The following is a 24,722-nucleotide window of genomic DNA, read 5'->3' as shown; positions in this document are numbered from 1 at the left end:
CGAGGCCAACGGACCAGGCCGCCTGTGCGCCAGGTTCACCAACGGATCAGGCCGCCTTGCACTGCAACGATTCTGTTGCTACAGAATTAACAGAAGTTTTCACGAGCGGTTCGGAGGACCATGACCCTTGGATTGGACCTCGATTTCGGGCGCTTGCCCGCGCTGGAGCGGACGGAACGTTGGCCCGGGACGCCGAGGGAGGATGCCGGCGCGGAGAGGGCCCCCGCGGCAAAGGGCGGCGCGGAGCCCAGGCTCTCTGGGCGGGAGATGCGTATCGCGGCAGCGCTCGCCGAGGCGGCGATGCCGCCCGGGCGCTTCCTCGACGGCGCAGGCGCCGCGACCGCCAGCCGGCTCGCGGCCTGGCTCGGCTCGATCCCGCCGCACCTGGCGCAGGGAGTGCGCGCGGCGCTGTGGGCGATAGAGCTCGCCCCCCTGCCCTTCCGGCTCAGACCGCTGTCGGCGCTGCCGCTCGAGGAGCGGATGGAGGTGCTCCGCGGCTTCGAGCAGAGCCGGGCGCGGACGCTGCGCTCGCTGCTCCGCGCCGCGCTCACGCCGCTCAGGTTCGTCCACTACGACCGGCCCGAGATGTTCAAGCACGTCGGCTGCCGCTACGAGCTGCCCACGGTGCGCGACGAGGCGCCGCGCTGGCTCGCGCAGGTGACGGACGGGCGCGAGGTCGAGGAGGACCTGGAGCTCGAGTGCGAGGTCCTCGTGATCGGCACCGGCGCCGGCGGAGCGGCCGCGGCCTACGAGCTCGCGTCGCGCGGTCACGCGGTGCTCATGCTCGAGGAGGGCGACTTTCACCGCCGCTCGAGCTTCACCGGACGGCCCGCGCGCGCGTACCGGGAGATGTACCGCGACCACGGGCTCGATATGACGCTCGGCAACGTGAATATCCCCGTGTTCGCGGGGCGCGCCGTCGGAGGGAGCACCGTGATCAACTCCGGTACTTGCTACCGGGCTCCGGAGAGCACCTTTGCGTCGTGGCGAGACGGCATGGGGCTCCCGGCGGAGTTCTCGTCCAGCGGGCTCGCTCCCTATTACGAGCGCGTCGAGCGCATGCTCCAGGTCGCCCCCGCGGATCCGCTCCACCTCGGGGCGATCGGGCCGATCGTCCGGCGCGGGGCGGAGCGGCTCGGCCTGCGGCACGGGCCGCTCCAGCGCAACGCGCCGGACTGCGATGGACAGGGGATCTGCTGCTTCGGCTGCCCCACGGGGGCCAAGCGCTCGACCGACGTGAGCTACGTGCCCGAGGCGCTGAAGCGGGGCGCGCAGCTCATCACGGCGGCGCGGGTCAGGACGATCGACATCGTGGCGGGCCGCGCGCGGGGCGCGACTGCAGTGCTCGGCGGGGACACGAGGGCTGCAGGCAACGGCGACCGCGCGGCGAGCGGCGCAGGGCGGCGGCCGCGGCTCGTGGTCAGGGCGGAGGCCGTCGTCGTGGCCGGCGGCGCGCTGATGACGCCGCTGCTCCTGCGCCGGAGCGGAGCGTGCCTGTCGAGCGGCGCGCTGGGAAAGAACCTCTCGATCCACCCGGCCTCGAAGGTGATGGCGCTCTTCGATGAGCGGATCGATCAGTGGCAAGGCATCCCGCAGGGCTACCAGATCGACCACTTCGCCGATGATGGGCTGATGTTCGAGGGAGGCTCGCTCCCGTTCGACGTCGCCGCGCTGGCCGTGCCCTGGACGGGGCACCGCTACACGGAGCTGATGGAGCGGTACCCGCACCTCGCGACGTTCGGGTTCATGATCAAGGACACGAGCCGCGGCGAGGTGAGGCCCGGGATCGGCGGCACGCCGCTCGTGCTCTACACGATGAACCGGGAGGACGTCGCCAAGATGCAGCGCGGGGTCGAGCTGCTCTGCGAGGTGTTCCTGGCCGCGGGGGCGCGGCGCGTGCTGCCGCTCGTCGCCGGCTGCGACGAGGTGAACGGCCCCGTGGACCTGGAGCGGCTCAAGGCGCGGCAGATCCAGGCGGGCGACCTCGACGTGGCCGCGTTCCACCCGCTCGGGACGTGCCGTATCGGGGTGGATCCGCGGTCGTCGTGCCTCGGCCCGGACCACCAGGCGCACGACGTCGCCGGGCTCTACGTGTGCGATGGAAGCGCGATCCCCTCGTCGCTCGGCGTGAACCCGCAGATGACCATCATGGCCATGTCGCTGCGCGCGGCCGAGCTCCTGAGCGAGCGGCTATCCGGCTGAGCCGTCGCGGTACCCGAGGGCCGCGGCGCGCTCGCTGCCGATGCGATCGCTCTCGATCGTCCCGTCGCGCATGGTCACCACGCGCGGCATCGACTCGGCGAAGCTGAGGTTGTGCGTCACCACCACGATCGTGGTGCCGTGCTTGCGGTTCATCTCGAAGAACAGCTGGTGGATCGAGTCGCTCGTCGCGGTGTCGAGGTTGCCGGTCGGCTCGTCGGCGAGGAGGAGCTTCGGCGACAGGACGAGCGCCCGCGCCAGGGCGACGCGCTGCTGCTCGCCGCCCGACAGCTCCCCCGGCCGGTGCGTGGCGCGCGCCGCGAGCCCGACCTCGGCGAGCAGCGAGCGCGCGAGCGGCTCCATCTCGCGGCGGGTCTTCCCCTGGATGAGGCCCGGCATCATCACGTTCTCGACCGCGTTGAACTCGGGCAGCAGGTGGTGGAACTGGAAGACGAAGCCGATCGTCCGGTTCCGGATCGCCGCGAGCCGCGAGCCCGGGAGGCCGGTGAGCTCGTCGTTGCCGAGGCGGATGCGGCCGCTCGTCGGGAGGTCCAGCGTGCCGATGCAGTGGAGGAACGTGCTCTTGCCGGCGCCGGAGGGGCCCACGAACGCCACGACCTCGCCCTGGTTGATGACGATGTCGATGCCGCAGAGCACGTGGAGCTCGCGGCCCATGTGAACGAACGTCTTGCGGAGGTCTTCGACGACGACGAGCGGAGTGGACATGGAGTGATTACTCGTAGCGGAGCCCGTCGACCGGAGAGAGCCTCGAGGCAGCGCGGGCCGGGTAGATGGTGGCGATGGTGCAGATGAGCATCGACGCGACCGCGACCATCGCATAGTCGGAGAGGTTCACGTTCACGGGCAACCGGTCGATGTAATAGACGTCCGGATCGAGCCGGACACCGAACCAGTACAGGCCCGTGCAGACCGCGAGCGCGGTGCCGACACCGTAGATCGTGCCGATGGCGCCGATGATCACGCCCTCGAGCATGAACACGCGCATCACCGCGTTGTCCGAGGCGCCCAGCGCCTTCAGGACGGCGATCTCCTTGCCCTTCTCGGTCACCATGAGGAGCAGCGTGCAGACGATGCAGAAGCTCGCGACCGCGATGGCGATGGACAGGATGATGAACGTCGCGATCTTCTCCAGCTTGAGCGCGCTGAAGAGGTTCTTGTTCATCTCCATCCAGTCGCGGACGCGGAGCTGCGGCGGCGGCTTGCCTCCCTCCGGCGCCTCGTCGAGCGCGGCGCTCGCGGCGACGGCCGCCTCCACGGCCGGGCGGACCTCCTGCACCCGCTCGGGATCCGGGACCCGGATGTCGATGTGGGTGATCTTGTCGTCGAGGCTGAAGAACTTCTGCGCCTCTTCCATCAAGACGTACGCGTGCGTGACGTCGTACTCGTACATTCCGCTATAGAAGATCGCCGCGACACGGAACTTGCGGGAGCGCGGCATCACGCCGGTGGGGCCGAGCTCGCCCATCGGCGACAGGAGGGTCACCTCGTCCCCGACGAGCACGTGGAGCGATTTCGCGAGCTCGCGGCCGATGATGACGCCCGGGTAGATGCGCGTTTGCTGCTTCAAATAGTCGCGCACCGACGGGTCGACGTCCGTCGGCTGGCGGAAGTCCGGCCCCTTGAAGTACGGCTCACCGCCCGGACCTCGGCCGATGATCTCCTCGGGAGGCAGGCTCGTCAGCTTCTCGGGATCGCGCAGGTAGTCGAAGCTGCCGACCTCGATGTTCTTGGGGAGGTCGATGACCTGCCCGATGGTGTCCGGATCGATGCCGCGGACGAGGGCGCCCGCGGTGTTCGAGGCGCTGGAGCCCATCGCCTCGCCGGCCGCGACCGGGGTCGCGGCGCCTCCGTAGGGCGCGAGCGCGACGCGCACCTGGGTGAGCTTGTCGTCCCAGTTGCCGAAGCCGCCGGGGCGGGAGGCGTCGACGACCATGTGCGCGTTGTTGCCGAGGATCTTGCGCTTCAGGTCGGCGCCGAAGCCGCCCATGATGCTCGTCACCGAGCACAGGGCGCACGAGCTGACGGCGACGCCGGCCATCGACAGGACCGAGATGACCGTGAGAAAGCCGCTCTTCGAGGCGCGCACGTGGCGCGCGGCCACGTGGGGCACGAAGCTCCGGCGCTCGAGCGCGTCGAGGGCGATCGGCAGGAGCGCCGACAGCACGAAGAACAGGAAGGCGACGCTCGAGACGAGCGCGGTGAAGCGGATGATCTGATCCGTGGCGTTGAACGACGCGCCCTTCCCGACGGGCATCCTGGCCGTGAGCGTCGCGGTGGCACCGAACGCCACGCCCACGAGCGCGCCCCACCACCAGCCGAGCGCGCGATAGAGCCCCTTGCGGACAGGGCGGCTCCCGGCGACCAGATAGCCCGTGCCCGCGCCGAACAGGACGCCTCCAAGGATCCACCGGAAGGTCGGCTGGATGGGCAGGACCGCGACCCAGAGGACGACGATCGCGAGCGCGGCGAGCAGGGACATCGCGCCGAGCACCCGGAGCCCCGCGCGGGCCTTGGAGCCCCACCTGCCGGAGAGCCACCGGGCCTTGTCCGCGGTCGCCCTGGCCCGGAACAGCCGAAGACCCCCGCCCACGATCAGCGCGGCGACGAGCTGGGCGATCAGCTCGGTATTGCTGGAGAAGAAGGCGCCGACGAGCGCGAGGCCCTTCGCTCGCCCGCTGGACGCGATGAGCGTGAGCGCGAGCAGGCCGGCGCCCGTGAGCGCGACCACGACCCCGCCGCGCACGACGCCGGGGCGCCGCGGCTCCAGCTCGCCCTTCTTGTCGAAGCGGGTGTAGCCCCGCCAGGCGAGCAGGACGATGCCAAGAGCGACGGCGGCGAGGAGCGCGGCCTGCAACGACCTGGAGAGCTCGATCACGCGTCGGTCTCGGGACGGAGGAGCGGGAACAGGATGACGTCGCGGATGGAGGTCGCGCCGGTGAGGAGCATCGTCAGGCGATCGACCCCCATGCCGAAGCCCGCCGTCGGCGGGAGGCCGTGCTCCAGGGCGCGGACGTAGTCGGCGTCGTAATCCATCGTCTCCTCCTCGCCCCGCGACTTCTTCTCGACCTGCGCGCGGAAGCGCGCGTCCTGGTCCTCGGGGTCGTTGAGCTCGCTGAAGGCGTTGCAGAGCTCGCGGCCGTCGATGAAGAGCTCGAAGCGGTCGACCAGCGAAGGATCGCTGTCCTTCTTGCGCGCGAGCGGCGAGACCTCGAAGGGATAGTCGATGATGAAGACAGGGACGCTCTTGTCGCCGGCCTCCGTGCGGTAGTCCCTCGTGAGGAACGGCTCGACCACGTACTCGTACGCGCAGAAGACGAGCTCACCGGGCGACTCGCACTTCTTCGCGCCCGCGCGGAAGTTCGTCCAGTCGATCTCGCGCCCGCTCGCCTTCGCCGCCTTCGCCCACTCCTTGATCGGGGCGTCGTCCGCGGCGACGCGCTGCGGGACGTCGGCCGGCAGGCCCGACTTCGCCAGGGCGCGGGCGATCCCCTCGGCCATGGGGACGCGCTCGAAGCGCTCGAGCGAGTACGTGCGCTGCGCGGACCAGGCCGCGTGCTCGGCCGGGAGCCGCTCGGCGAGGCGGGCGTCGACGTGGCGGAGCATCGCCTCGGTCGCGTCCATCAGCGTCTCGTACGTCGCGTACGCCTGGTAGTACTCGAGCATCGTGAACTCGGGGTTGTGCCGCGTCGACAGCCCCTCGTTCCGGTAGCAGCGGGCGATCTCGTAGACGCGCTCGAAGCCGCCGACGACGAGCCGCTTCAGGAAGAGCTCCGGCGCGATGCGCATGAAGAGCCCGAGGTCGAGCGCGTTGTGGTGGGTCTTGAACGGCTTCGCGGCCGCGCCGCCGACGAGCGTGTGCATCGTCGGGGTCTCGACCTCGAGGAAGCCGCGCGCGTCGAGGAACCCGCGCAGCGCGGCGACGATCGCGGTGCGGGCGCGGAAGACCCCCGCGACGTGCGGGTTGGCCACGAGATCGACGTACCGCATGCGGTAGCGCGACTCGACGTCCTTGAAGCTCGTCTTGGTCGGCAGCGGGCGGTAGGCCTTCGTGAGCAGCCGGAGCCGCTCGGCGCGGATCGAGAGCTCGCCCTTCTGCGTCGCCATCGCGACGCCGCGGGCCTCGACGAAATCGCCGAGATCGATGTCCTCCAGCCGCTCGAAATCGGCGAGGCTCCCCTGCTCGCAGTAGAGCTGGAGCTCGCCGGTGCGGTCGCGCAGCCGGACGAAGGTGACGCCGCCGAACGAGCGCACGAAGAGGACCCGGCCCGCGACGCGGAACGGGACCGGCTCGACGCGCGCCGGATCGTAGCGATCCGCCGCGGCAGAGGCGGATCGCTCGGACGCCGCGCCCTCGGGCCTCGGCTCGGCCGCGGCCCGCGCCCCGTCGAAGCGGGCGCGGACGGCCGCGAGCTCGACGAGCGGCTCGCCCTCCGTGACGTCGTTGGCGAACGGGTTGTCGCCGCGGGCGCGGAGGCGCGCCGCCTTCGCCTTGCGGGTGGCGATCAGCGTCTCCTCGGCGCGCGCCGCCTCGGCGGCCTCCTTCACGAGCCGCTCGGTCTTCTTGTCGTTCGGTCTGTCTTTTTGCTGGCTCACGGAGCGTCGTCCTCCGCGACGGAGCCGCCCTTCCTGAGCGAACCGCCGGCCGCGGCGAGCAAGTAGGCCTCGATGAAGCCCTCGAGATCGCCGTCGAGGACGGCGTCCACGTCGGTGGCCTCGGTGGAGGTGCGCACGTCCTTGACGAGCCGGTAGGGCGCGAGGACGTAGTTCCTGATCTGGCTGCCGAAGTTGATGGCGCTCTTCGCGGCGTTGTAGGCCTGGACCTCGGCGTCCCGCTTCTGGAGCTCCATCTCGTACAGCTTCGCCTTGAGGACCTTCATCGCCATCGCGCGGTTCTGGTGCTGGCTGCGCTCGGCGCGGCACACGATGTTGAGGCCGGTCGGGAGGTGCCGCAGGCGAACGGCGGTCTCGACCTTGTTCACGTTCTGCCCGCCCTTGCCGCCGGCGCGCATCGTCGTGATCTCGATGTCCTTCTCGTTGACCTGGATGTTGATCTCGTCGTCGCTGTCCGGGGTGACCTCGACGGCGGCGAACGCGGTCTGGCGCGTGTGATCGGCGTTGAACGGGCTCATCCGGACGAGGCGGTGGACCCCGGCCTCGGATCGCAGATAGCCGTACGCGGCGTCGCCGCTCACCGTGAGGGTGACGGCGTCGATGCCGGCCTCGTCGCCGTCCTGGTAGTCGATGATCTCCGTCTTGTACCCGCGGCGCTCGCAGAAGCGCAGGTACATGCGGAGGAGCATGGACGCCCAGTCCTTCGCGTCGGTGCCGCCGGCGCCCGGGTGGATGCTGACGATGGCGTTGCCGCGGTCGGCGGGGCCGGACAGCATGCGATCGAGCTCGACCTTGCGCAGGCGCCCGGCGATGGCGTCGGCCTGCGCGTCGGCGTCGGCGATGACGCCCTCGTCGTTCTCGGCAGCGCCGAGCTCGAGGTACTCCGCGAGATCCTCGATCTCACGGCCGAGCCGCTGCGCCACCTCGAGCTTCGACTCGACCTGGGCGCGCTTGCGGAGGACGGCTTGGGCTTTTTCCTGATCGTTCCAGAACCCCGACGACAGCGTCGTCTGGGTCAGGTCCTGGAGCATCCGTTCGAGCTTGGGGACGTCAAAGATGCCCCCTTAGCGCCTCAAAGCGCCTTTTAATGTCCAGGACTTTCTCGCGGGTCTCGGAGAGCATGGCGGGGGATCTATTCGATCTGGGCGGCGATCGCCAGGAGAGACGCCAGGCGAGAGCGCCGCGCGCGGGCGGACCGAGGCGGGTCCACGTCGGCTCCACGTCGGGCGCGCCGGCGAGGCGCTCTTCAACGCGGCGCGCGGGCGGGAGAGGGTGCGGCGGATGACCCGGCGCCGCGGATTCCTTGGCGGTGGACCACGTCACGGCCGCCGGACGCCCCGAGGCCGCGCGAGCTCCGCTCTTCCCGTCCAGCGCGACAAGGCGCCTCAACCAGGAGTCGGCGCGGGGACGGATTCCTGGGCGGCGCGGCGGATCTTGGACCAGAGCCGCTGAGCTCTCCGCGCTCGCCTTGGGCTCCGCAGGGCATCCCGGATGGCCCTGAGGGAGACCGCGGGAGGCGGCGCCTTGCTGCTCAGCGCGGTGTCGAGGTAGCGGGCCAGGAACTCCGTCAAGGCGACGGCGGTGACCGCATTGGAGAAGAGGCCGGCGACCGGGACGAGGCCGAGCGTGAAGTTGGCGAAGAGCCGCACGGCCGCTCCACCCCAGATGATCTTGCTCACCTGCAGCCACGGAGCCCTGCGGAGCGGCGCGCCCCGGCGCCGGGTCAGCGACACGGAGAAGTAGTAATGAATGGGAACCACGATCAACTCATCTGCGCCGGGAATGGGCTGAGTGACGAAGCTGATCACTGCAGTGATGGCAGAATACTTGTTGGTCAGCCGGCGGATCGTCGGTTCCATGGGTCGTATATACGGCGTGGAGCCAGCCGCCGGGAGGCCGAGACAAGCATGTTGACGAGGGTGCCGCGCGCGCAGCCGAGGGCGGATCGCGCTCGGCCTGGACGAAGCATGGGAGTCTCCGCGTTCGTCGGTGTCCTGCGGGCCCTGGAGATCGTTGCGGGATAGAGAGAGGGAGATCTCCAAAGCACGTTGGTGCGGCCCGCAGATTGGAGCCCGGGCATGGGAAAGACCATTTCCCACGGGCCGTGGCGTCGCAGCCCTCGCGGGGCGCCGGCGCTACGGATCGAGCCCTTCCCTGCACGCGACCCGGAGCTGACCGAGCGCGGCGACGAGCGACTCCCGCTCGCTCTGCCATGCCGGCGACGGGTCCTCGGCGTCACGCCGGCGGAGGTGCTCGCGGGCCTCGTCCCAGAGCGGACGCGGCGGCACGAGCGGCGGCACCCGCGCGCGCACGGCGTCCGTCAGGCGCAGCACGCGCTCGACGCGGGACAGCGCCTCGCCGAGCGGCACCTCGCCCGCCTTGCAGCGCCGGAGCAGGCCGCACTCGTAGCTGCTGCACACGGAGAAGCGCATCTCGTAGACGGTGCACTTCCGGTCGAGATGGCAGGGGCACGGCAGGCTGAAGGCGTCGTGGTACCGATTGCAAGCGAGCGGCAGGCGCAGCTTCTCGGCCCGCGGGAGCTCGTGCTCCTCGAGCGGCGCGACGTCGAAGAGCAGCCCCGTGCAGCAGAGGCCGCACGCGGTGCAGAGGTCCGAGCCATCCGGCCGCGCCTCGGGGGCCTCGTTCGCTGGGGGAGAGCTCACCCGCGTCGATTGGCACGCGCGTGGCCGCGCGTCGAGGCGCGAAGCGGGCGGGCGACGCGCGCGTGTCGGACGAGCGCGTGTCGGACGAGCGCTCAGGGCGCGGCGTCGTCGAGCACGATCTCGCGCAGGTGGTCGAGCCCGACCGACCCGGAGCCGATCACCCTGGCGTGAAACGCCTTCAGATCGAACGCCTCGCCCTGGCGGCGCTTCAGCGCGTCGCGCAGCTCCAGGACGACCCGCTCGCCGACCTTGTAGGAGATCGCCTGCCCCGGCCAGCCCAGGTAGCGCGTCGCCTCGCTGTGCGCGTGCTCCAGCGGGAGGAAGGCCCGGCGGTGGAGGTACTCGACGGCGATCTCGTAGCGCCAGGGCTCCCCGGCGTGGAGCGGCGCGTCCCGGGGGATCGGCAGCTCCAGGTGCATGCCGATGTCGAGGACGACGCGGTAGGCGCGCGTCAGCTTGCCCGAGAGCATCCCGAGCACGTAATCGGGGCGCTCGAAATAGCCGAGCTCGTACATGAGCTGCTCGGCGTAGAGGGCCCACCCCTCGGCGTGGCCGGAGTTCGTCACCAGGAAGCGGTGGAGTCGGCTCAGCCGGTCATCGAGGTGCACCTGGAGCGCGCACTGCAGGTGATGGCCGGGAAAGCCCTCGTGGTACGCCGTGGTGATCTCCTCGTAGAGCGGGAACGCCTGCTTCGTGCCGGGCGCGTACCAGACGGTGCCGGGCCGCTTGAAGCCGTCGCTCGGGGGCACGTAGTAGGCGCCGAGCGCGCCGCCCGGCGGAGCGAGCTTCACCTCGATGTGGCGGATGGGCGCCGGGATGTCGAAATGGACGCCGTCGAGCTCGGCGAGCGCCTTTCGCTGGCGCTCGGACATGATGCGGAGGAACTCGTCGGCGCTCGGCGCGCACCGGGCGGGGTCGGTCATGAGCAGATCGATCACCTCGGGCAGCGACGCGCCGGGGAGGATCTCGCCGGCGAGGCGCGCCATCTGGGCCTCGATGGCGTGCACCTCGGACCACCCCCAGGCATAGGTCTCGATCGGGTCGATGCTCGCGCCGAGGAAGCGGCGCGAGAGGCGCAGGTAGCGCTCCTTTCCCACGGCGTCCGCGGCGCGCGCGCTCGGCAGGTACGTCTGCTCCAGGTAGCCGGCGAGCGCGCCGAACGCGGCGCGCGCCCGCTCGACGCCGTCGGCGACGCGTGCGCGGCTGGCGGCGATGCGCGCGCGATCTGCGTCCGCGCCGCAACCCGACGCCTCGTAGGCGGCCGGCAGGGTGAGGAAGAACGATGCGTCGCCCGCCTGGTAACGCGCCTGCTCGATCACGGCGCACACCTGGCGACGCGCGACGACCTGGCCCGTCCGGCGCCCCTCCTCGAGCGACGCGCGGTAGCTGTCGCACGCGCGCGGCAGGCCCTCGAGGCGCGACGCGATGGCCTCCCAGCCGGCGGCGCTGTGGACATCCATCAGGTCGAAGACCATCCGGAGGTGCTGGAACGCCGACTCGATGTTGTTGAGATCGCGCAGGTGCTCGCCGTGACGGAAATCGTCGAGCCGCTCGTCCAGGTGATCCGCCATGACACGGCGTGCGAGGCGACACCACCGCGCCTCCGCCCCGGGGCGCGGCGGCGGCAGCGAGCGGAGCCGCTCCTGGAAGGACGCGACCGTGGAGGCCCACGACGCGGCGCCGCTCGGGCTCCAGTCGTTCCAGGCGCCTTCGTCGCAGGGGATGCCCGCGAGGGTGGCATGGGCAGGACAGCGGGCAGCGAAGGCTTCGACGAACTCGTCGCTGAGGGCGAAGATCGGATCGCGCGCGTCGTGGTCTTGGCTCACTGCGACAGCATATGCGGCCACGACCGGATTTTCTCCGGGCGCGCGAGACGATCCGTCGGGTCTTCGTTACGCTTGCTGGAGGGAGGTCGCTCACGCGGCGGCCTCGGGGAGCGACATGAACCACCGCGGCCTGCCAGGCGAGCTCCATGACGACGACCAGCGCTCCTGCGCGGCTCCTCCATCGCGCCTCCAGCCCCCGCGGCGGCCCGTCTGGCCGCGCGCCTCGGCGCTCCTCGCCGCGGCGGCGATCGCGGCGCTCGGCTGCGCCGCGACCTCGGCCGATCAGCCGGCGCTCTCGGCGTCACAGCCCGCCGCGATGACGCCAGCGCAGATCGCCGCGCGCGCCATGCCGGCGGTCGTCACGATCCGCGGCGACGGCTCGCTCGGGGCGGGCTTCCTGGTCCGCGAGGACGGCTGGATCGCGACGAATTTCCACGTCGTCGCCGGGATGCCGGACCTCAAGGTGGTCCTCGCGGATCAGAGCGAGCACCCGGTGCTCGAGGTGCTCGCGTTCGACGAGGCCCGGGATCTCGCGATCGTCCGGATCCACGCGCCGCGGAGGCTCCCGCTGCTCTCCCTCGGCAACAGCGGCGCGGTCCGCCCCGGCGATCCGGTCGTCGCGATCGGCCATCCGCTCGGCCTCGCGGACACCGTGTCGAACGGCCTCGTGAGCGCGGTGCGCGTCGTGGATCCGGAGCTGACGCTGCTGCAGATCTCCGCGCCGATCGCGCCGGGCTCCTCGGGCGGCCCGCTGTTCAACGATCACGGCGAGGTGATCGGCGTCGCCGCGGCGGTCTCGACGCAGGGGCAGAACCTCAACTTCGGCGTGCCCGCCGACTACCTCAAGCTGCTGCTCGTGCGCCCCGATCCCGTCCCGCTCTCGACGTTCGCGGCCGAGACGGCCGACGAGGAGCGAGGGCTGCCGGCGGTCAAGCGATCGGTGCCTCACCACGCGCTCGCGATCCTCCGCGGCTGCACCGAGGGGGATCTGCTCGTGCTGGCGCGGACGATGGACGGCGCGATCCAGGTCGGTTCGCCCCTCTACAACCAGGGGGATTTCGCGTCTTGCTATCATGTCTACGCGGGCGCCTCGCTCGACATGGAGCGCCGGCTCGGCCCCGCGTGCAGGGGCCCCAGGAACGCGCTCGTCGAGGGCCGGCGCAAGGCGGCCGGGCTCGACGACGAGGCCGCCCAGGCCTGGGCGATGCGCGACGCGTTCGACGGGCTGCTCGAGGTGATCCTGCGAAAGGTCCACGGCGAGGCGCAGTGAGCGGTGCCTCGCCGCGGTAGCGAAGGGGGCCGGGCGCGGCGCGCCGCGGCCCCTGAGGGCGGCCGGGGTGCCGCTAGTCGAGCTGCGCCGGCGCCGGCCGGCCCGCATCGTGCCCGACGGCGGCGCGCACCGCGGCGCCGCGATGGCCGGCCGCGACGACGCCATCCCCCACCGGAGCGGCGCCGTCCTCCCCCGTCCCGCGCGGCGCTCCCTGGTCGTCGCTGCCCCGCATGAAGGGCAGGATCCGCATGAGCCACGACGAGACGTCGTCGAACAGCGAGTAGGCGACCGGGGTCGCGAGCAGCGTCAGGAGGAGCGCCAGCGTCTGCCCGCCGATGATCACGAAGCCGGTCGCGCGGTTCGTACCCGAGCCCGCGCCGCTCGAGACGACGAGCGGGATCATGCCGGCGACGAACGCGAGCGTGGTCATCAGGATCGGCCGGAGCCTGTCGCGGTTCGCCTCCAGGATGGCCTGCGCCCGCGGCAAGCCGTGCTCGCGCAGCTTGATCGTGTGATCGATCTGGAGGATCGAGTTCTTCTTCACGACGCCGAACAGCACGACGATGCCGAGCAGCGAGAAGATGTTGAGCGACTGCCGGAAGATGATGACCGCGATGAACGCGAACGGCACCGTCAGCGGCAGCGACAGGAGGATCGTGATCGGGTGCAGCCACGACTCGAACTGCGCCGCGAGCACGAGGTACATGAAGACCAGCGACAGGAGGAGGGCGACGAGGAAGCTCTTCATCATCTTCACGAGCTCCTTCGACGCGCCGACGGGACCAGCGGAGTAGCCGGACGCGAGGTTCATCTGCGACACAGCCTTGTCGAGCTCCTGGATGACGGTCTGCTGCGAGTACCCCGCCTCGAGGTTGGCGGTCAGCATGACCTGCCGCTGACGGTTGTACCGCTCGATGCGCGACGGGCCCGTCCCCTCGGAGAACGACACCACGTTGTCGAGCGTCACGGCGCCGAGCTTGGTCGACGGCACCGTGATCTTCGCGAGGCCCTCCTTGTCGGAGCGGAAGCTCGGCAGCGCGCGCGCGCGCACCTCGTACTGCTCCCCGCCTTCGTTGTAGGTCGACACCTTGTATCCGCCGACCAGGAGCCGAAGGGTGCTGGCCACGTCGCCGACCTGAACGCCGAGATCGGCGGCCTTCTTGCGGTCGATGACCACGCGGATCTCCGGCTTGCCCACCAGCAGCGAGGTGTCCGGATCGACGACGCCCGGGATCGCCTTGAGCTTCTGCAGCAGCGCGTCGGAGTACTGGCCGATCTTCTGGAGGTCGGGGCCCTGGACCTGGTAGGCGATCTGGGTGCTCTGACCGCCGGAGAAGGCGGGCACGACGCCGATGTTCGCCCGCAGCTTCTCCGCGTCGAACTGCGGCTTGAGCTCTCGCCGGGCGCGATCGATGAGGTCCTGCTGCGACAGCGCGCGCTGATCCGCCGGCTTGAGCTTCACGTAGATGGTGGCGAGGTTCGGCGTCTTCTGCGGATCGTCGCCGATCGTCGTCAGCGTGTAGAGCACGCCGGGGAGCTTCTCGATGTCCGACGCGATCCGCGTGGCGATGACGCGGGTCCCGTCGAGGCTCACGCCCTCGGGCGCGCGCATGCTGACCTGGAACTGCGACTCGTCCTCGACCGGGAGGAAGTTGAACTTCGCCATCTTCCCCAGCACCGGGATCGAGACGAGCGCCATGAGCGAGGCGAGCACGATCACCCAGCGGTGCGCCATCGACCAGCGGAGGATCGCCATGTAGCCGCGCTCGATCGGCCCGTAGAAGCGCGACTCCTTGGAGCTGCCGGCGTCGTGCTTCGCCGGCTTCTTCAGCCATCGCGCGGACAGCATGGGCGTCAGCGTGAAGCTCACGATCAGCGAGACCAGGATCGAGAACGCCATGGTGAGGCCGAACGAGTTCAGGAAGCGGCCGACGATGCCGCTCATGAACGCGACCGGGAGGAACACGGCGACCAGCGAGAGCGTCGTCGCGAGCACCGCGGGCCCGATCTCCTTCGTGCCCTGGAGCGCCGCCTCCCACGGGCTCACGCCCTTCTCCTCGATCCAGCGGTAGCAGTTCTCGAGGACGACGATCGCGTCGTCGATCACGATGCCGACCGCCAGCGTCAGCGCGAGGAGCGTGATCCCGTTGAGCGTGAAGCCCGCCACCTTCATCAGGGCGAACGTGGAGATGATGCTCGTCGGGATGGCGATCGCCGAGATGAGCGTGCTCCGGGCGTTCGCGAGGAAGATCGCGACGATGATCGCGGCGAGCAGCGCGCCGAGCACGAGGTGCTCCTTGACGGCGTGGACCGAGTTCTTGATGAACTCCGACTGATCGCGGGCGACGGCGATGTGGTACCCCTCGGGGAGGCGCTTCTCCACCTCGCTGATCCGCGCCTTCAGCCCGTCGATGACCTCGACGGTGTTCGTCCCGCTCTGCTTGCGGATGCTGAGGAGCACGGCAGGGTCGAGGCCGCGGAAGCCGGCGGACTCCGGCTCCGCCATGCCGTCCTGGACCTCCGCGACGTCGCCGAGCCGGACGGAGTAGCCGTCGCGGTTCGCGAGCACGATGTCCGCCATCTGCTGGACCGACTGCACGCGGCCTCGCGTCCGCAGGGTGAGCGCCCTGCCCCCTTGCTCGATCCGGCCGGCCGGGATCTCGACGTTCTGGCTCGCCAGCGCCTGGGCCACCACGCCGCCGGTCAGGGAGTACTTCTCGAGCTTCTCCGGGTTGATCCAGATGTTGATCTGCCGGCTCCGGCCGCCGATGAGCAGCACCTGTCCGACCCCGGCGAGCGACTCCAGCTCGCGCCGGAGCGTCTTGTCGGCGAACTCCGTCACCGCGCGGACGTCCGCCTTCGGAGACGAGACGGCGAGCGTGAGGATCGGCGCGGCGTCCGGATCCAGCTTGCCGACCACCGGCGGATCGATCCCCTCCGGCAGATCCGCGAGGATGCCTTCGACCTTGTCGCGCACCTCCTGCGCGGCGACGTCGACGTCCTTCTCGAGCTGGAAGGAGATCATGACCTGGCTGAGCCCCTCGACCGACGCGGAGCGCAGCTCGTCGATGCCGCTGATCGTGTTGACCGCCGACTCGATCTTGTCGGAAATCTCGGTCTCCACCTCCTCGGGCGCGGCGCCGGGGAGGACGGTCGTCACGACGATGAACGGGAACTCCACCTTGGGGAACCGGTCCACGCCGAGGCCGAAGTAGGAGAACGCCCCGAGCACCGTCAGGAGCAGGACGATCACCGAGGCGAAAACCGGCCTACGGATGCAGATTGCCGCGAGCCATTGCATGGTCGCTACCTTTCTTCAGTAATGAGGCGCGCGTGCGCTCGGCTCACTGCGCCGCCGCGACCTCGATGCCGTCCGCCAGCTCGTTCACCTTGTCGATCGCGACTTCCTCCCCCTCGGAGAGCGGACCGACGACCTCGACGAGGCCGTCGATCTTGCGGCCGGGCTTGACGAGCCGCTCCGTCACGCGATCGCCCGACTTCACGAACACGCGCGCGCTCGTCCCGGAGGTGCCGACCGCCGACTCGGGGACGAGGATCGCCGTTCTTGACTCGCCGGTCAGCGTCAGCTCCCCCTGCGCGAAGAGGCCAGGGCGGAGCTTGCCCTCGCTGTTGTCGAACTCGGCCTCCACGGGCAGGGTGCGCGACGAGGCCTTCAGGCTCGCGCCGATCCGCTTGACGACGCCCGGGAACAGGCGACCGGGGAAGGAGGCGACCGAGACGCTGACCGGCTTGCCCACCTCGATGTTCGCGATGTCCGCCTCGGGCACGTCGATCCGCAGCCGCAGCGGGTTGTCGCGGACCACGACCGCCACGACGCGGCCCGGGCTCGCGTACTCGCCGACGCTGATCCGCTTCTCGGCGACGGCGCCGTCGAAGGGCGCCCGCACCGTCGTGTCGGACACCGCCTTCGAGGCGAGCCCCGCCTGCGCCTGCGCGGACGTGAGCGACGCGACGGTCGCGCGGATGCCGTTGACAGCGGCCTCGTACTGCGCGGTCGCGTTCTGGGCCTGCGTGCGCGCCGCGTCCCAGGTCGACTGGGGGACGGCGCCCTGGTCGTAGAGCTGCTTCACGCGCTCGGCCTCGGACTTCGCGAGCTCCATGCTCTGCTTCGCGGCCCGGACCTCGGGGACCTGGTCGGGGTCGATCCCCTTCGGCGACGCGCCGTCCTGCAGCGCGAGCTTGGCCCGCGCCTGCGCGACGGCCGCGGACGCGGCCTGCGACTGGAGGGCGACGTTGCGCGCGTCGAGCACGACGAGCGGATCGCCCTTCTTGACCCGGGAGCCCACGTCGATCGCGACGCTCACGACCAAGCCGCCGACCTGCGTCGCCGCCTCGCTCGTCTCGTCGGCGACCAGGGTGCCGCTGATGTCGAGCGTCTGCGCGAGCGGGCGCGCGGTCACCTTCCCGAAGTGCACCGCGGGCTTCTGGCGTGGCGCGGCGGTGTCGCGCGCCGGCGACGGCTGCGCGTCCGCCTCGGGGCGCTTACAGGCCGTCAACGTAGGCACCGCGAGCGCAGCGAGCAGCGCCGCGACGAGGGCGGCGCGGGAGTGATTCGATGCGGCGCTACGAGCGCCGAGAGCCCATCGAGCGATATGGCGCTCGGGTCCGCAAGGAGGATGTGTCATGGGGAGTCCGCCCGGTTCTTTGCCAGCGCCTGCCGGTGCGGTCCAGGAGCAAAGCTGGCGGGCAACACACTAGGGTGCTGACCGGCCGGTCATCAAGGGGGTGTTCCGGACAAGGTCTCCGTCCCTCTCGCACTTCATGCCGCCATGGCCGCGAAAAACGTGCTGGGAGCTGTGCGCCGGGTCGCGCGGCCGGCGGCCGGCGACGAAACGGGCGGGTGAATCGCGGGTCACCCTCCCGAAAAGAGGCGTTGAGGGCACCGCCGCGCGGCGCACACGCCCTCCCATCGAGTCGACCGCCGCGGCGCGGAGGGTCGGCGATCATGTGAAATACCGTCACAGAATATTTTAACGTAAGCAGATTCTATATTAGCGGAAGAAATCTTCTGCTCGTGGAGCGCGGGAGAGCCGGAGGCGAGCGGCGCGGAGAAAGGCCGGCTCAGCGCCACGGGTCGAAGGCGCCTCGGAGCGCAGGGCCCGAGAGCTCGGCGAGGAAAGGGTCGAGCGCGCAAAGCGCATCGAGCCATGCCACGTCGGAGGGCGAGGCCGTGGGCTGCTGGGCCAGGCACGCGAGCCGGCGGGCCCGGGTCGCGTGGGTGTGGGCGCGCGCCTCGGCATAGGGAGCCATCTCCCCGGCCGACATCATGAAGGCCCAGTCGCTCGATTGAAGGAGGAGGAGCTCGCGGATCGCCTGGTCCAGCGCGCGGCCGGGCAGTCCGCCCGCGTGGCGGCAACGCGAGAGCGCGCCCAGCACGGCGCGCTCGGCGTGGTGCACGTGGCGCCACAGGGACGCCGCGCTCGGGCCCGTCCAGAATGCGCCGAACCCGCCTTCGCCCCACGTCGAGGGAGCAGGCTCCACGACCTCGACGGGCGGATGGCGCTCCAGGTACGCGCCGAGCGCGATCGGGACGGCGCGATCCGAGGCCGCGAGGCGGCGCAGGGCGTGCTCGAGGAACTCGGGCCCTTCGAGCCACCAGTGGCCGAAGAGCTCGGCGTCGTACGGCGCCACCAAGATGGGCGGCGGGGCGTTCACGCCGCGGCTCGACGCGAGCGCGGCCTCGCGGCGGGCCACGAAGTCCGCGGCGTGCGCGCGCGCCTGCGCGGAGGCGCGGGCCGGGTCGTACGGGGCCTTGTCGGGGCCGGGCCCGGTCACGCGATGGAGCTTGAGGCCGGTCATGAGCCGGGCGCCGTCGGGACCGACCTCGCCTTCGAGCTCGCGCTCGGGCAGGTCGAGCCCAACGTCGCGGTAGAACTCGCGGTAGACGGGGTGGCCCGGATAGCCGGCGTCGCGCGACCAGACCTCGCGCGCGCTGTCGCGATCGCGCCCGAAGCACGCGAGGCCTGCAGGCGAGAGCACCGGGACGGAGGCGCCGGCGGACGCAGGCGGCGCGGCGAGCGTGAGCGCGTGGGCGTCGAGCACGGTGAAGCGGATGCCCGCCGCCGCGAGATCGGCGTCGAGGCGGGGGGCGTAAGCGCACTCGGGCAGCCAGAGGCCGCGAGGCTCGGGCGCGCCGGTGAAGGCCGCGAAGGCGCGGCGGCCGAGCCGGAGCTGCGCCCGGATCGACGCCGGCGTGCCGAGCAATCCGGGCAGGTACGCGTGCGTCGCGGCCGTGGTGAGGAGCTCGACGCGGCCCGCCCCGGCGTGGCGCACCAGGGCGCCCGGGACATCGCCGCCCAGCGCCTCCCAGGAGCTCGCCGCGTCCGCGAGCCGCGCGCGGTAGAACGCGGCGGCCTCGGCGAAGCCGCTCCCGGCGAAGCGGGCCTCGACCCGGGCCGCAAGCGCGGTGAGCCGGCGGAGGTGGTCCTCGAACCGGCGAAGGAGCAGCTCGTCGCGCAGCATCGCGAGGAGCGACGGCGAGACGGAGAGGGTCAGCGGGGCGACGACGCGATCGGCGGCGAGGCGATCGAGGACCCCGAGCAGGGGGAGATAACACTCCCAGAGCGCCTCGAAGAGCCAGCGCTCCTCCAGAGAGCGGACGTGCTCCGGGTGACGCACGTACGGCAGGTGAGCGTGGAGGACGAGGGCGACGTAGCCCGGCATGGCGCGCTGGGCGGCGGGAAACCGCCGACGAGCAGTCGTCTCGCACGGTCACGCCCGCGCGGGAAGCGTGCGGCGAAGGCGCTCCCGTCATGGGCGGCGCGCAAGGCGCGGGCCGACGGGCTCCGCCTCGAGGTGCCGGCGCGCCGAGCGCTGGCGATCACATCGCCAGGTGACCGTTCATCGCGCCGTGGTACGGAGATCCCTGGTCGGGCGCTGAGGGGGCCGCGGGCGTCTCCTCCGGCTCGGACGCCTGCGCTTCCAGCTCGGGTGCCGACGCTTCCGGCTCGGACGCCTGCGCCTTGCGGGGTTTGAGCACGCCGCGCGTACCAGGCCCCAGAACGAGCTTCCGGATCGACCGGTTCCTGCGGCGCGCCTCCGCGAAGCTGCGCATGGCGACGGCCATCTCCCGCAGGAGCCGCCCCTCGGCGCGCACCAGCGCGGCCGCGTCGCGCTTCCCCATTTCCGCTGCCTCGCCCTCGCCCTTCGCGTCACCATCGCTTGCGGCCTCGGCACCGTCGCTCGCTGCCTCGACGCCATCGCTCGCGGCCCGTGCGACATCGCTGGCTGCGCGATCGAGCTCATCGGCAGAGCGCCAGGCGGTCTGCGCATGAGCATCGGTGAGACCAGCCGACGCGACGAGCGCGCGATCCACCTCGCCTTCCCGGCGCAGCCAGTCCTGCGCGAGGAGCGAGAGCGCGCGCAGCGACGCCGCGAGCTCGCCATCGTCGGACACCGTCCCTTGCGCCCTCGCGAGCGCGTCGACCTCGGCCTCTACCCCCCCGGCCAGCTCGGCGAGCATGCCGAGGAGGTATTCGCGGGTCTCGAGCGACGCCGCGCGCGCATGTTCTCCGAGGCAGCGCGCAGCGCCGGGCGAGCCCTGCGCGCTCTTGTACAGCGCACGCTCCTTCGCGAGCGCAAGGAGGCACTCCAGCAGCCAGGTGAACCGGTCTTCCGAGTACCGCAGCCCCTCGTGGGGCCCCTCGAGCGTCTTCTGGATCCGCGCCGCCCACTCGAGCCCTTCACGGAACACCTGCCCGCTCTTCGCCCGAACGCCGAGCTCATCGCACTGCGCGTCCGAGAACCGACTCCGGAACGCTGCCCGCTGCACGTCCGTCAGCGGCCACCTGGGGCGCAGCATCCGCTCGACCTGAGCGATCTCACGCCACCGCGCCGCTTCACCCGCGCCGTAACGCTCCGTCCGCTTCGCTTTGACCGTCTCGGCGCTCGATATTGCCTTCGCCATGCGATCTTTGAATCTCATTCATTCGAAATACAGTTTCTTCAGAAGATCGTCACAGAAATTCCACACTAAAAATGTTCTGGACGTGGCAGCCTTTCAATCGAGTTACGCGCCTCACCCCTTCTTGAGCTCCGCCCCGAGGTCCGCTCCGAGGCGCTCGGCTTCGTGCGTGTTTCCGGGCCAAGACAGGCGCCTTTCTGCCCTTCGCAACCGGGAGCCGTCGGGCTCGGCAAGGAGCGCCCGCAGCCACAACGCGTCGCCGTCCCGCACCGCATAAGCGGCCACCGGCGTCCGGCAACTGCCCTCCACCGCGGCCATCACAGCTCGCTCGGCGGAGACGCAGGTCGTGGTCTCGGCGTGCGCGAGCGTCGACAGGACGTCGCGCACGCTGGCGTCCGCCGTGCGGCACTCGATGCCGAGCGCGCCCTGCCCGATCGCGGGCAACGACACCTCGGGCGACAGCACCTCCGTGGCGCGGCCTTCGAGGCCGAGCCGCTTCAGGCCGGCGAGCGCCAGCACCACCGCGTCGAACACGCCGTCGAACACCTTGCGGAGCCGGGTGTCGACGTTGCCACGGACCGGCTCGATCACGAGATCCGGGCGCGCCTCGCGCAGCGCGACCGCCCGGCGGAGGCTCGAGGTCCCGACCCGGGCGCCCGCCGGCAGCTCCGCGAGCAGGGCGCCGCTCCGGGTGACGAGCGCGTCGCGCGGGTCCTCCCGCGCGGGGATGCAGGCGAGGCACAGCGCCGGGGCGATCTCGGCGGGAACATCCTTGATCGAGTGGACCGCGAAGTCGGCGCGCCGGTCGAGGAGCGCCTCTTCGAGCTCCTTGATGAACAGCCCCTTGCCGCCGATGTCCTGGAGCGAGCGATCCTGCGTCCTGTCGCCCGAGGTCACCACCTCGAGCTCGCGCAGGGAGAGATCGGGCACCGCCGCTTCGAGGGAACGAGCGAAGGCGCGGGACTGGGCGAGGGCGAGCGCCGAGCGGCGCGTTGCGAGGGTGAGCTCCGTGGGCATCACGCTCCCTTTAGCCCAGCTGCGCTCACGGCCGCGGCTGGATTCGCGACGGCCATGACACCCGCCTCGGCGGGTTGGGGGCGCCCGCTGGGCTGCCGCGCGTAAACGCCGTTGTCCTCCGCAGCCTGGGGGCGCGGATCGGCGTGCCGGGGCGAGGCACCGCTCCGAGCGCCGGAGGCCGGAGGCGCTGCCCCGCGGGCGGAGCGAGGCGTGGGAGGCCCATCCACCACGCCGCGCAGCTCCCCCTCGGCGAGCGCCGGGGCGGTGGCGTTTTCGGCCTGCGCGCCGTCGATGTCGAACAGCTCCCGGAGCGAGTCGACGTGCTCGGCGACGCGGGGATCGCTGGCCATCGCGCGGAGCCGGGTGGTGGGCACGTGGAGCAGCTTGTTCGTGGCGGCGTCGATCATCATCGCGAGGGCCTGGCGCTCGGCCGCGCCGAGGTGCCGGAGCTTGCCAGAGAGGCTGCGCTCGACCTCGGCCGCGAGGATGGATCGCGTGCGGGCCCGCAAGCCCACGATCGTGGGCGTCAGGGCGCGCTCGAGCGTCCACGCCTCGAAGGCCTGCGCCTCGTCCGCGACGATCGCCTCGGCCCGCGCCGCCTCGGCGGCGCGCCCCTCGACGGACTGCGCCACGATCTGCGAGAGGTCGTCGACGTCGTAGAGGTACACGCTGTCGAGCTTGTTGACGGCGGGGTCGATGTCACGCGGGACGGCGATGTCGATGAGAAACAGGCTCCTGCCCTTCCTGGCCTTGCGGGCTCGGCGGACGAGGTCGGGCGTGACCACGTAATTGGGGCTCGAGGTCGACGAGATCACGATGTCGGCGTCGATGACGGAGCGCTCGAGGTCGGCCCAGGGGCGAGGCTCGCCGCCGACCTCGCGGGCGAGCGCGGCGGCGCGGTCCGGGCTGCGGTTGACAACGATGAGGCGGGCGCCGGCGCGGACGAGGAGCTTCGAGGCGGCCTCGGCCATGTCGCCGGCGCCGATGAGCAGCGCCGTGTGACCGGCGAGATCGGCGAAGATCTGGCGGGCGAGATCGATGGCGACGCTGGAGACCGAGACCTGCCCGGCGCCGATCGCCGTCTCCGTGCGCACGCGCTTGCCGACCTTGATGGCGCGGTGGGCCGCGCGGCCGAGCCGGACGCCGAGGGTCTTCGCCCCGCGGGCCACCTCGATGGCCTCCTTCATCTGTCCGAGGATCTGCGGCTCCCCGACGACCATCGAGTCGAGCGACGCGGCGACGCGGAAGAGGTGGAGGACAGCGTCGCTCCCGACGCGGCCCGCGAGGTGGCCGCGGACGGCGTCTCCGCCGAGGCCGACGAGCGTCGCGACGGCGGCGCGCAGCGCCTCGTTGTGGCGCGAGAGCTCCTCGTCCGAAGGCGGCGGAACGCTCCCGGGGCGGGACGGCGCGAGCGCTTGCTGGCGGGGAGAGGCGTAGATCTCGACGCGGTTGCAGGTGGAGAGGACGAGCGCCTCGCCGATGGCGGGGTGAGCCGTGAGGCGCGCGAGCACCTCGGGCAGCCGATCCCGGCCGATCGCGAGCCGCTCGCGGACCTCGATGGGCGCGGTCTTGTGGGAGAGCCCGACGAAGATCACCTGCGCTAGCCTCCGAGCCCCGCGGCGGGACGGACGAGATAGATGACGAGCACCGCCCCGGCGCAGGCGAGCCCCGCGATGGTGCCGTACGCCGCGCGGCGGCCGCGCCAGCCAGCGGCGGCGCGCAAGAGCAGCACGAGCGCGATGAGGAGCCACGTGGCGTAGCCGAAGATGGCGCGCATCACCTCCTCGGTGTTGCCCATCTCGAGCCGGTGCGCCCAGTACGTCCCCGTGACGATGCCGAGCGTCAGCAAGGGGAAGCCGGCGCTCAGGAAGATGTGGACCGCGCGGTCGAGCGTGTCGAGCGGCGGGAGGTTGCCCATGCGCTCCACGTGCCGCTTCTGCTTGAGCCGCTTCTCCTGGACGAGGTAGAGCGCGGCAGAGGCGCCGGCGAGCAGAAAGAGGGCGATCCCGAGCAGGTTGGCCATGATGTGGGCCGCGATGAACAGCGGGCTGAACTTCGGCTCGGGGTGCGGCTTGCCGAGGAAGAACGTGCCGAGCAGGAAGGCGAGCCCGAGCGGCCCGATGAGGAGCCCGAGCGCGTCGACGCGGAAGCGACGGCGGGCGACGAGGTAAACGCCGATCGCGAGGAGGGACGCGACCGAGAGCATGAAATGAACCGAGTGGACCGGGCAGACCCGCGCGACGAAGCTGGCGAGCGTGACGTAGGTCGCGTGCCCGAGGGCGCCCAGGCCGAGCAGCAGGGGCGCGTGCCGGGAGGTGGGGGCGGCAAGGGCAGCGCTCGGCCGAGCGCCTGGCTCGTGGACGCGGCCCCCGGCGCCGAAGAGGCCCGCGAGGTCGCCCGCGGAGGGGAGCCGCGCGCGGCTGCGCGCGACGTCGAGGAAGAAGAGCGCGCTGGCAGCGCTGTAGAACAGCAGGGCGAGCGCGAAGCTGATCCCGGAGATGACCTCGGGCATGGCCCCCGTTATAGCCTGCCTCACCGGGGATGGCCCGCCGGCCGCAGCGGCGGGAGCGTACTCTCGTAGGCCCAGGCCCGACAGCGCGGGAGCGCCGGGAGAGGCGGGCGCGGCGCGCCGGCGAAGGCGCCGAAGCAACCGGGCGGGGCGGCGCTACAGGTTGCTGGTGAGGAACGCGGCCAGGAGCTCTTCGTCGCTCGTCGGGCTGCTGCTGGTCGCGGTCCCCGCCGGCGCGGCCTTGCGGTGCTCGGCGAACGTGCCCACCGGGGCGCCGATGAACCCCGGGATCACGTCGTAGGCGTTGTCGCCGATGATCATGGACCCCTCGAGGATCTCCGCCCCGAGCTCCCGCAGGAACGCGCGCGTCTTGACCCTTCCGAGTACCTCGTGGACGTCCGCGGAGCCTGTCACCTCGCGGAGCACGCGGATCGCCTCGATGATCTTGTAGCGGCGGCCTTCGGTCTTGATCAGAAGCTCGTCGTTGTTCAGATCGACGCGGTCGCTCGCGATCCAGTCGTCGAGCGCGGCCTGCGGAAAGAACACGCGGTTCTTCATCTCCCGCAGTCTACTCAAAAATGAGCCGGAGCGGTTGGGCCGCGATGCCGGCGGCCAGGGGTGTGCCCGGGCCGACGCGTCTCAGGCCGCAGGCGTCTCAGGCCGCAGGCGTCTCAGGCCGCAG

The 24,722-nt window shown here is 71.3% G+C and carries 17 protein-coding genes; 2 read left to right on the top strand and 15 right to left on the bottom strand.

What is annotated here, in order from left to right:
- Window positions 1–120 precede the first annotated feature (120 nt).
- On the top strand, window positions 121–2,202 hold the full coding sequence (locus WMF19_RS09445; protein WP_437898785.1) for an FAD-dependent oxidoreductase: 2,082 nt from the start codon (window positions 121–123) through the stop codon (window positions 2,200–2,202).
- Here the strand turns inward: WMF19_RS09445 and WMF19_RS09440 are convergent.
- The 7 genes from WMF19_RS09440 to WMF19_RS09410 all read right to left on the bottom strand — a co-directional run bounded on the left by WMF19_RS09440 (window position 2,191) and on the right by WMF19_RS09410 (window position 11,320).
- Window positions 2,191–2,925: an ABC transporter ATP-binding protein gene (locus WMF19_RS09440; protein WP_272101325.1), complete on the bottom strand. Its 735-nt coding sequence runs from the start codon at window positions 2,923–2,925 to the stop codon at window positions 2,191–2,193. The two genes, WMF19_RS09445 and WMF19_RS09440, sit on opposite strands and share 12 nt — an antisense overlap.
- 7 nt (window positions 2,926–2,932) lie before the next feature.
- Window positions 2,933–5,095 carry an FtsX-like permease family protein gene (locus WMF19_RS09435; RefSeq protein WP_437898784.1) on the bottom strand — a complete coding sequence of 721 codons (2,163 nt, stop codon included), beginning with the start codon at window positions 5,093–5,095 and terminating at the stop codon, window positions 2,933–2,935.
- A complete protein-coding gene (gene lysS, locus WMF19_RS09430) occupies window positions 5,092–6,813 on the bottom strand; it encodes a lysine--tRNA ligase (protein WP_437898783.1) in 1,722 nt (573 codons plus the stop codon). Before lysS ends, WMF19_RS09435 begins: the two co-directional genes overlap by 4 nt.
- A protein-coding gene (gene prfB / locus WMF19_RS09425; RefSeq protein ID WP_437898782.1) for a peptide chain release factor 2 occupies window positions 6,810–7,953 on the bottom strand; the annotation gives its coding sequence in 2 pieces (ribosomal slippage) (window positions 6,810–7,883 and window positions 7,885–7,953; 1,143 coding nt in all). Before prfB ends, lysS begins: the two co-directional genes overlap by 4 nt.
- A 263-nt stretch (window positions 7,954–8,216) precedes the next feature.
- Entirely contained in the window at window positions 8,217–8,690 is a 474-nt protein-coding gene (locus WMF19_RS09420; RefSeq protein ID WP_437898781.1) for a hypothetical protein, read from the bottom strand.
- 276 nt (window positions 8,691–8,966) lie between these two features.
- Window positions 8,967–9,494 (bottom strand): hypothetical protein, encoded by a 528-nt coding sequence (locus WMF19_RS09415; protein ID WP_437898780.1) that lies wholly within the window; start codon window positions 9,492–9,494, stop codon window positions 8,967–8,969.
- 92 nt (window positions 9,495–9,586) lie between these two features.
- Window positions 9,587–11,320 carry a DUF885 domain-containing protein gene (locus tag WMF19_RS09410; RefSeq protein ID WP_437898779.1) on the bottom strand — a complete coding sequence of 578 codons (1,734 nt, stop codon included), beginning with the start codon at window positions 11,318–11,320 and terminating at the stop codon, window positions 9,587–9,589.
- Window positions 11,321–11,435: 115 nt separating this feature from the next.
- On the opposite strand from WMF19_RS09410, the gene WMF19_RS09405 reads away from it, so the two are divergent.
- On the top strand, window positions 11,436–12,590 hold the full coding sequence (locus WMF19_RS09405; protein ID WP_437898778.1) for a S1C family serine protease: 1,155 nt from the start codon (window positions 11,436–11,438) through the stop codon (window positions 12,588–12,590).
- 73 nt (window positions 12,591–12,663) lie between these two features.
- Here WMF19_RS09405 and WMF19_RS09400 read toward each other — a convergent pair whose 3' ends face one another.
- The 8 genes from WMF19_RS09400 to WMF19_RS09365 all read right to left on the bottom strand — a co-directional run bounded on the left by WMF19_RS09400 (window position 12,664) and on the right by WMF19_RS09365 (window position 24,598).
- Window positions 12,664–15,891 (bottom strand): efflux RND transporter permease subunit, encoded by a 3,228-nt coding sequence (locus tag WMF19_RS09400; RefSeq protein ID WP_437898777.1) that lies wholly within the window; start codon window positions 15,889–15,891, stop codon window positions 12,664–12,666.
- Between the two features lie 43 nt (window positions 15,892–15,934).
- Window positions 15,935–17,116 carry an efflux RND transporter periplasmic adaptor subunit gene (locus tag WMF19_RS09395; protein WP_437328411.1) on the bottom strand — a complete coding sequence of 394 codons (1,182 nt, stop codon included), beginning with the start codon at window positions 17,114–17,116 and terminating at the stop codon, window positions 15,935–15,937.
- 556 nt (window positions 17,117–17,672) lie between these two features.
- On the bottom strand, window positions 17,673–19,274 hold the full coding sequence (locus WMF19_RS09390; protein ID WP_437898776.1) for a glycoside hydrolase family 57 protein: 1,602 nt from the start codon (window positions 19,272–19,274) through the stop codon (window positions 17,673–17,675).
- 157 nt (window positions 19,275–19,431) lie between these two features.
- Window positions 19,432–20,517 carry a hypothetical protein gene (locus WMF19_RS09385; protein ID WP_437898775.1) on the bottom strand — a complete coding sequence of 362 codons (1,086 nt, stop codon included), beginning with the start codon at window positions 20,515–20,517 and terminating at the stop codon, window positions 19,432–19,434.
- 111 nt (window positions 20,518–20,628) lie between these two features.
- Entirely contained in the window at window positions 20,629–21,534 is a 906-nt protein-coding gene (gene hemC / locus WMF19_RS09380) for a hydroxymethylbilane synthase (RefSeq protein WP_437328409.1), read from the bottom strand.
- Entirely contained in the window at window positions 21,531–23,126 is a 1,596-nt protein-coding gene (gene hemA / locus WMF19_RS09375) for a glutamyl-tRNA reductase (RefSeq protein WP_437898774.1), read from the bottom strand. Before hemA ends, hemC begins: the two co-directional genes overlap by 4 nt.
- Window positions 23,127–23,131: 5 nt before the next feature.
- A complete protein-coding gene (locus WMF19_RS09370; RefSeq protein WP_437898773.1) occupies window positions 23,132–24,043 on the bottom strand; it encodes a cytochrome C assembly family protein in 912 nt (303 codons plus the stop codon).
- A gap of 153 nt (window positions 24,044–24,196) precedes the next feature.
- On the bottom strand, window positions 24,197–24,598 hold the full coding sequence (locus tag WMF19_RS09365) for a hypothetical protein (protein WP_437898772.1): 402 nt from the start codon (window positions 24,596–24,598) through the stop codon (window positions 24,197–24,199).
- Between the last annotated feature and the right edge of the window lie 124 nt (window positions 24,599–24,722).

Origin of the sequence: Sorangium sp. So ce124 (genome assembly GCF_051525235.1) — a bacterium.
Taxonomy (GTDB): domain Bacteria; phylum Myxococcota_A; class Polyangia; order Polyangiales; family Polyangiaceae; genus Sorangium; species Sorangium atrum.
The sequence above is the reverse complement of the archived record's forward strand: the minus strand, read 5'-3'. Positions and strand labels throughout refer to the sequence as shown.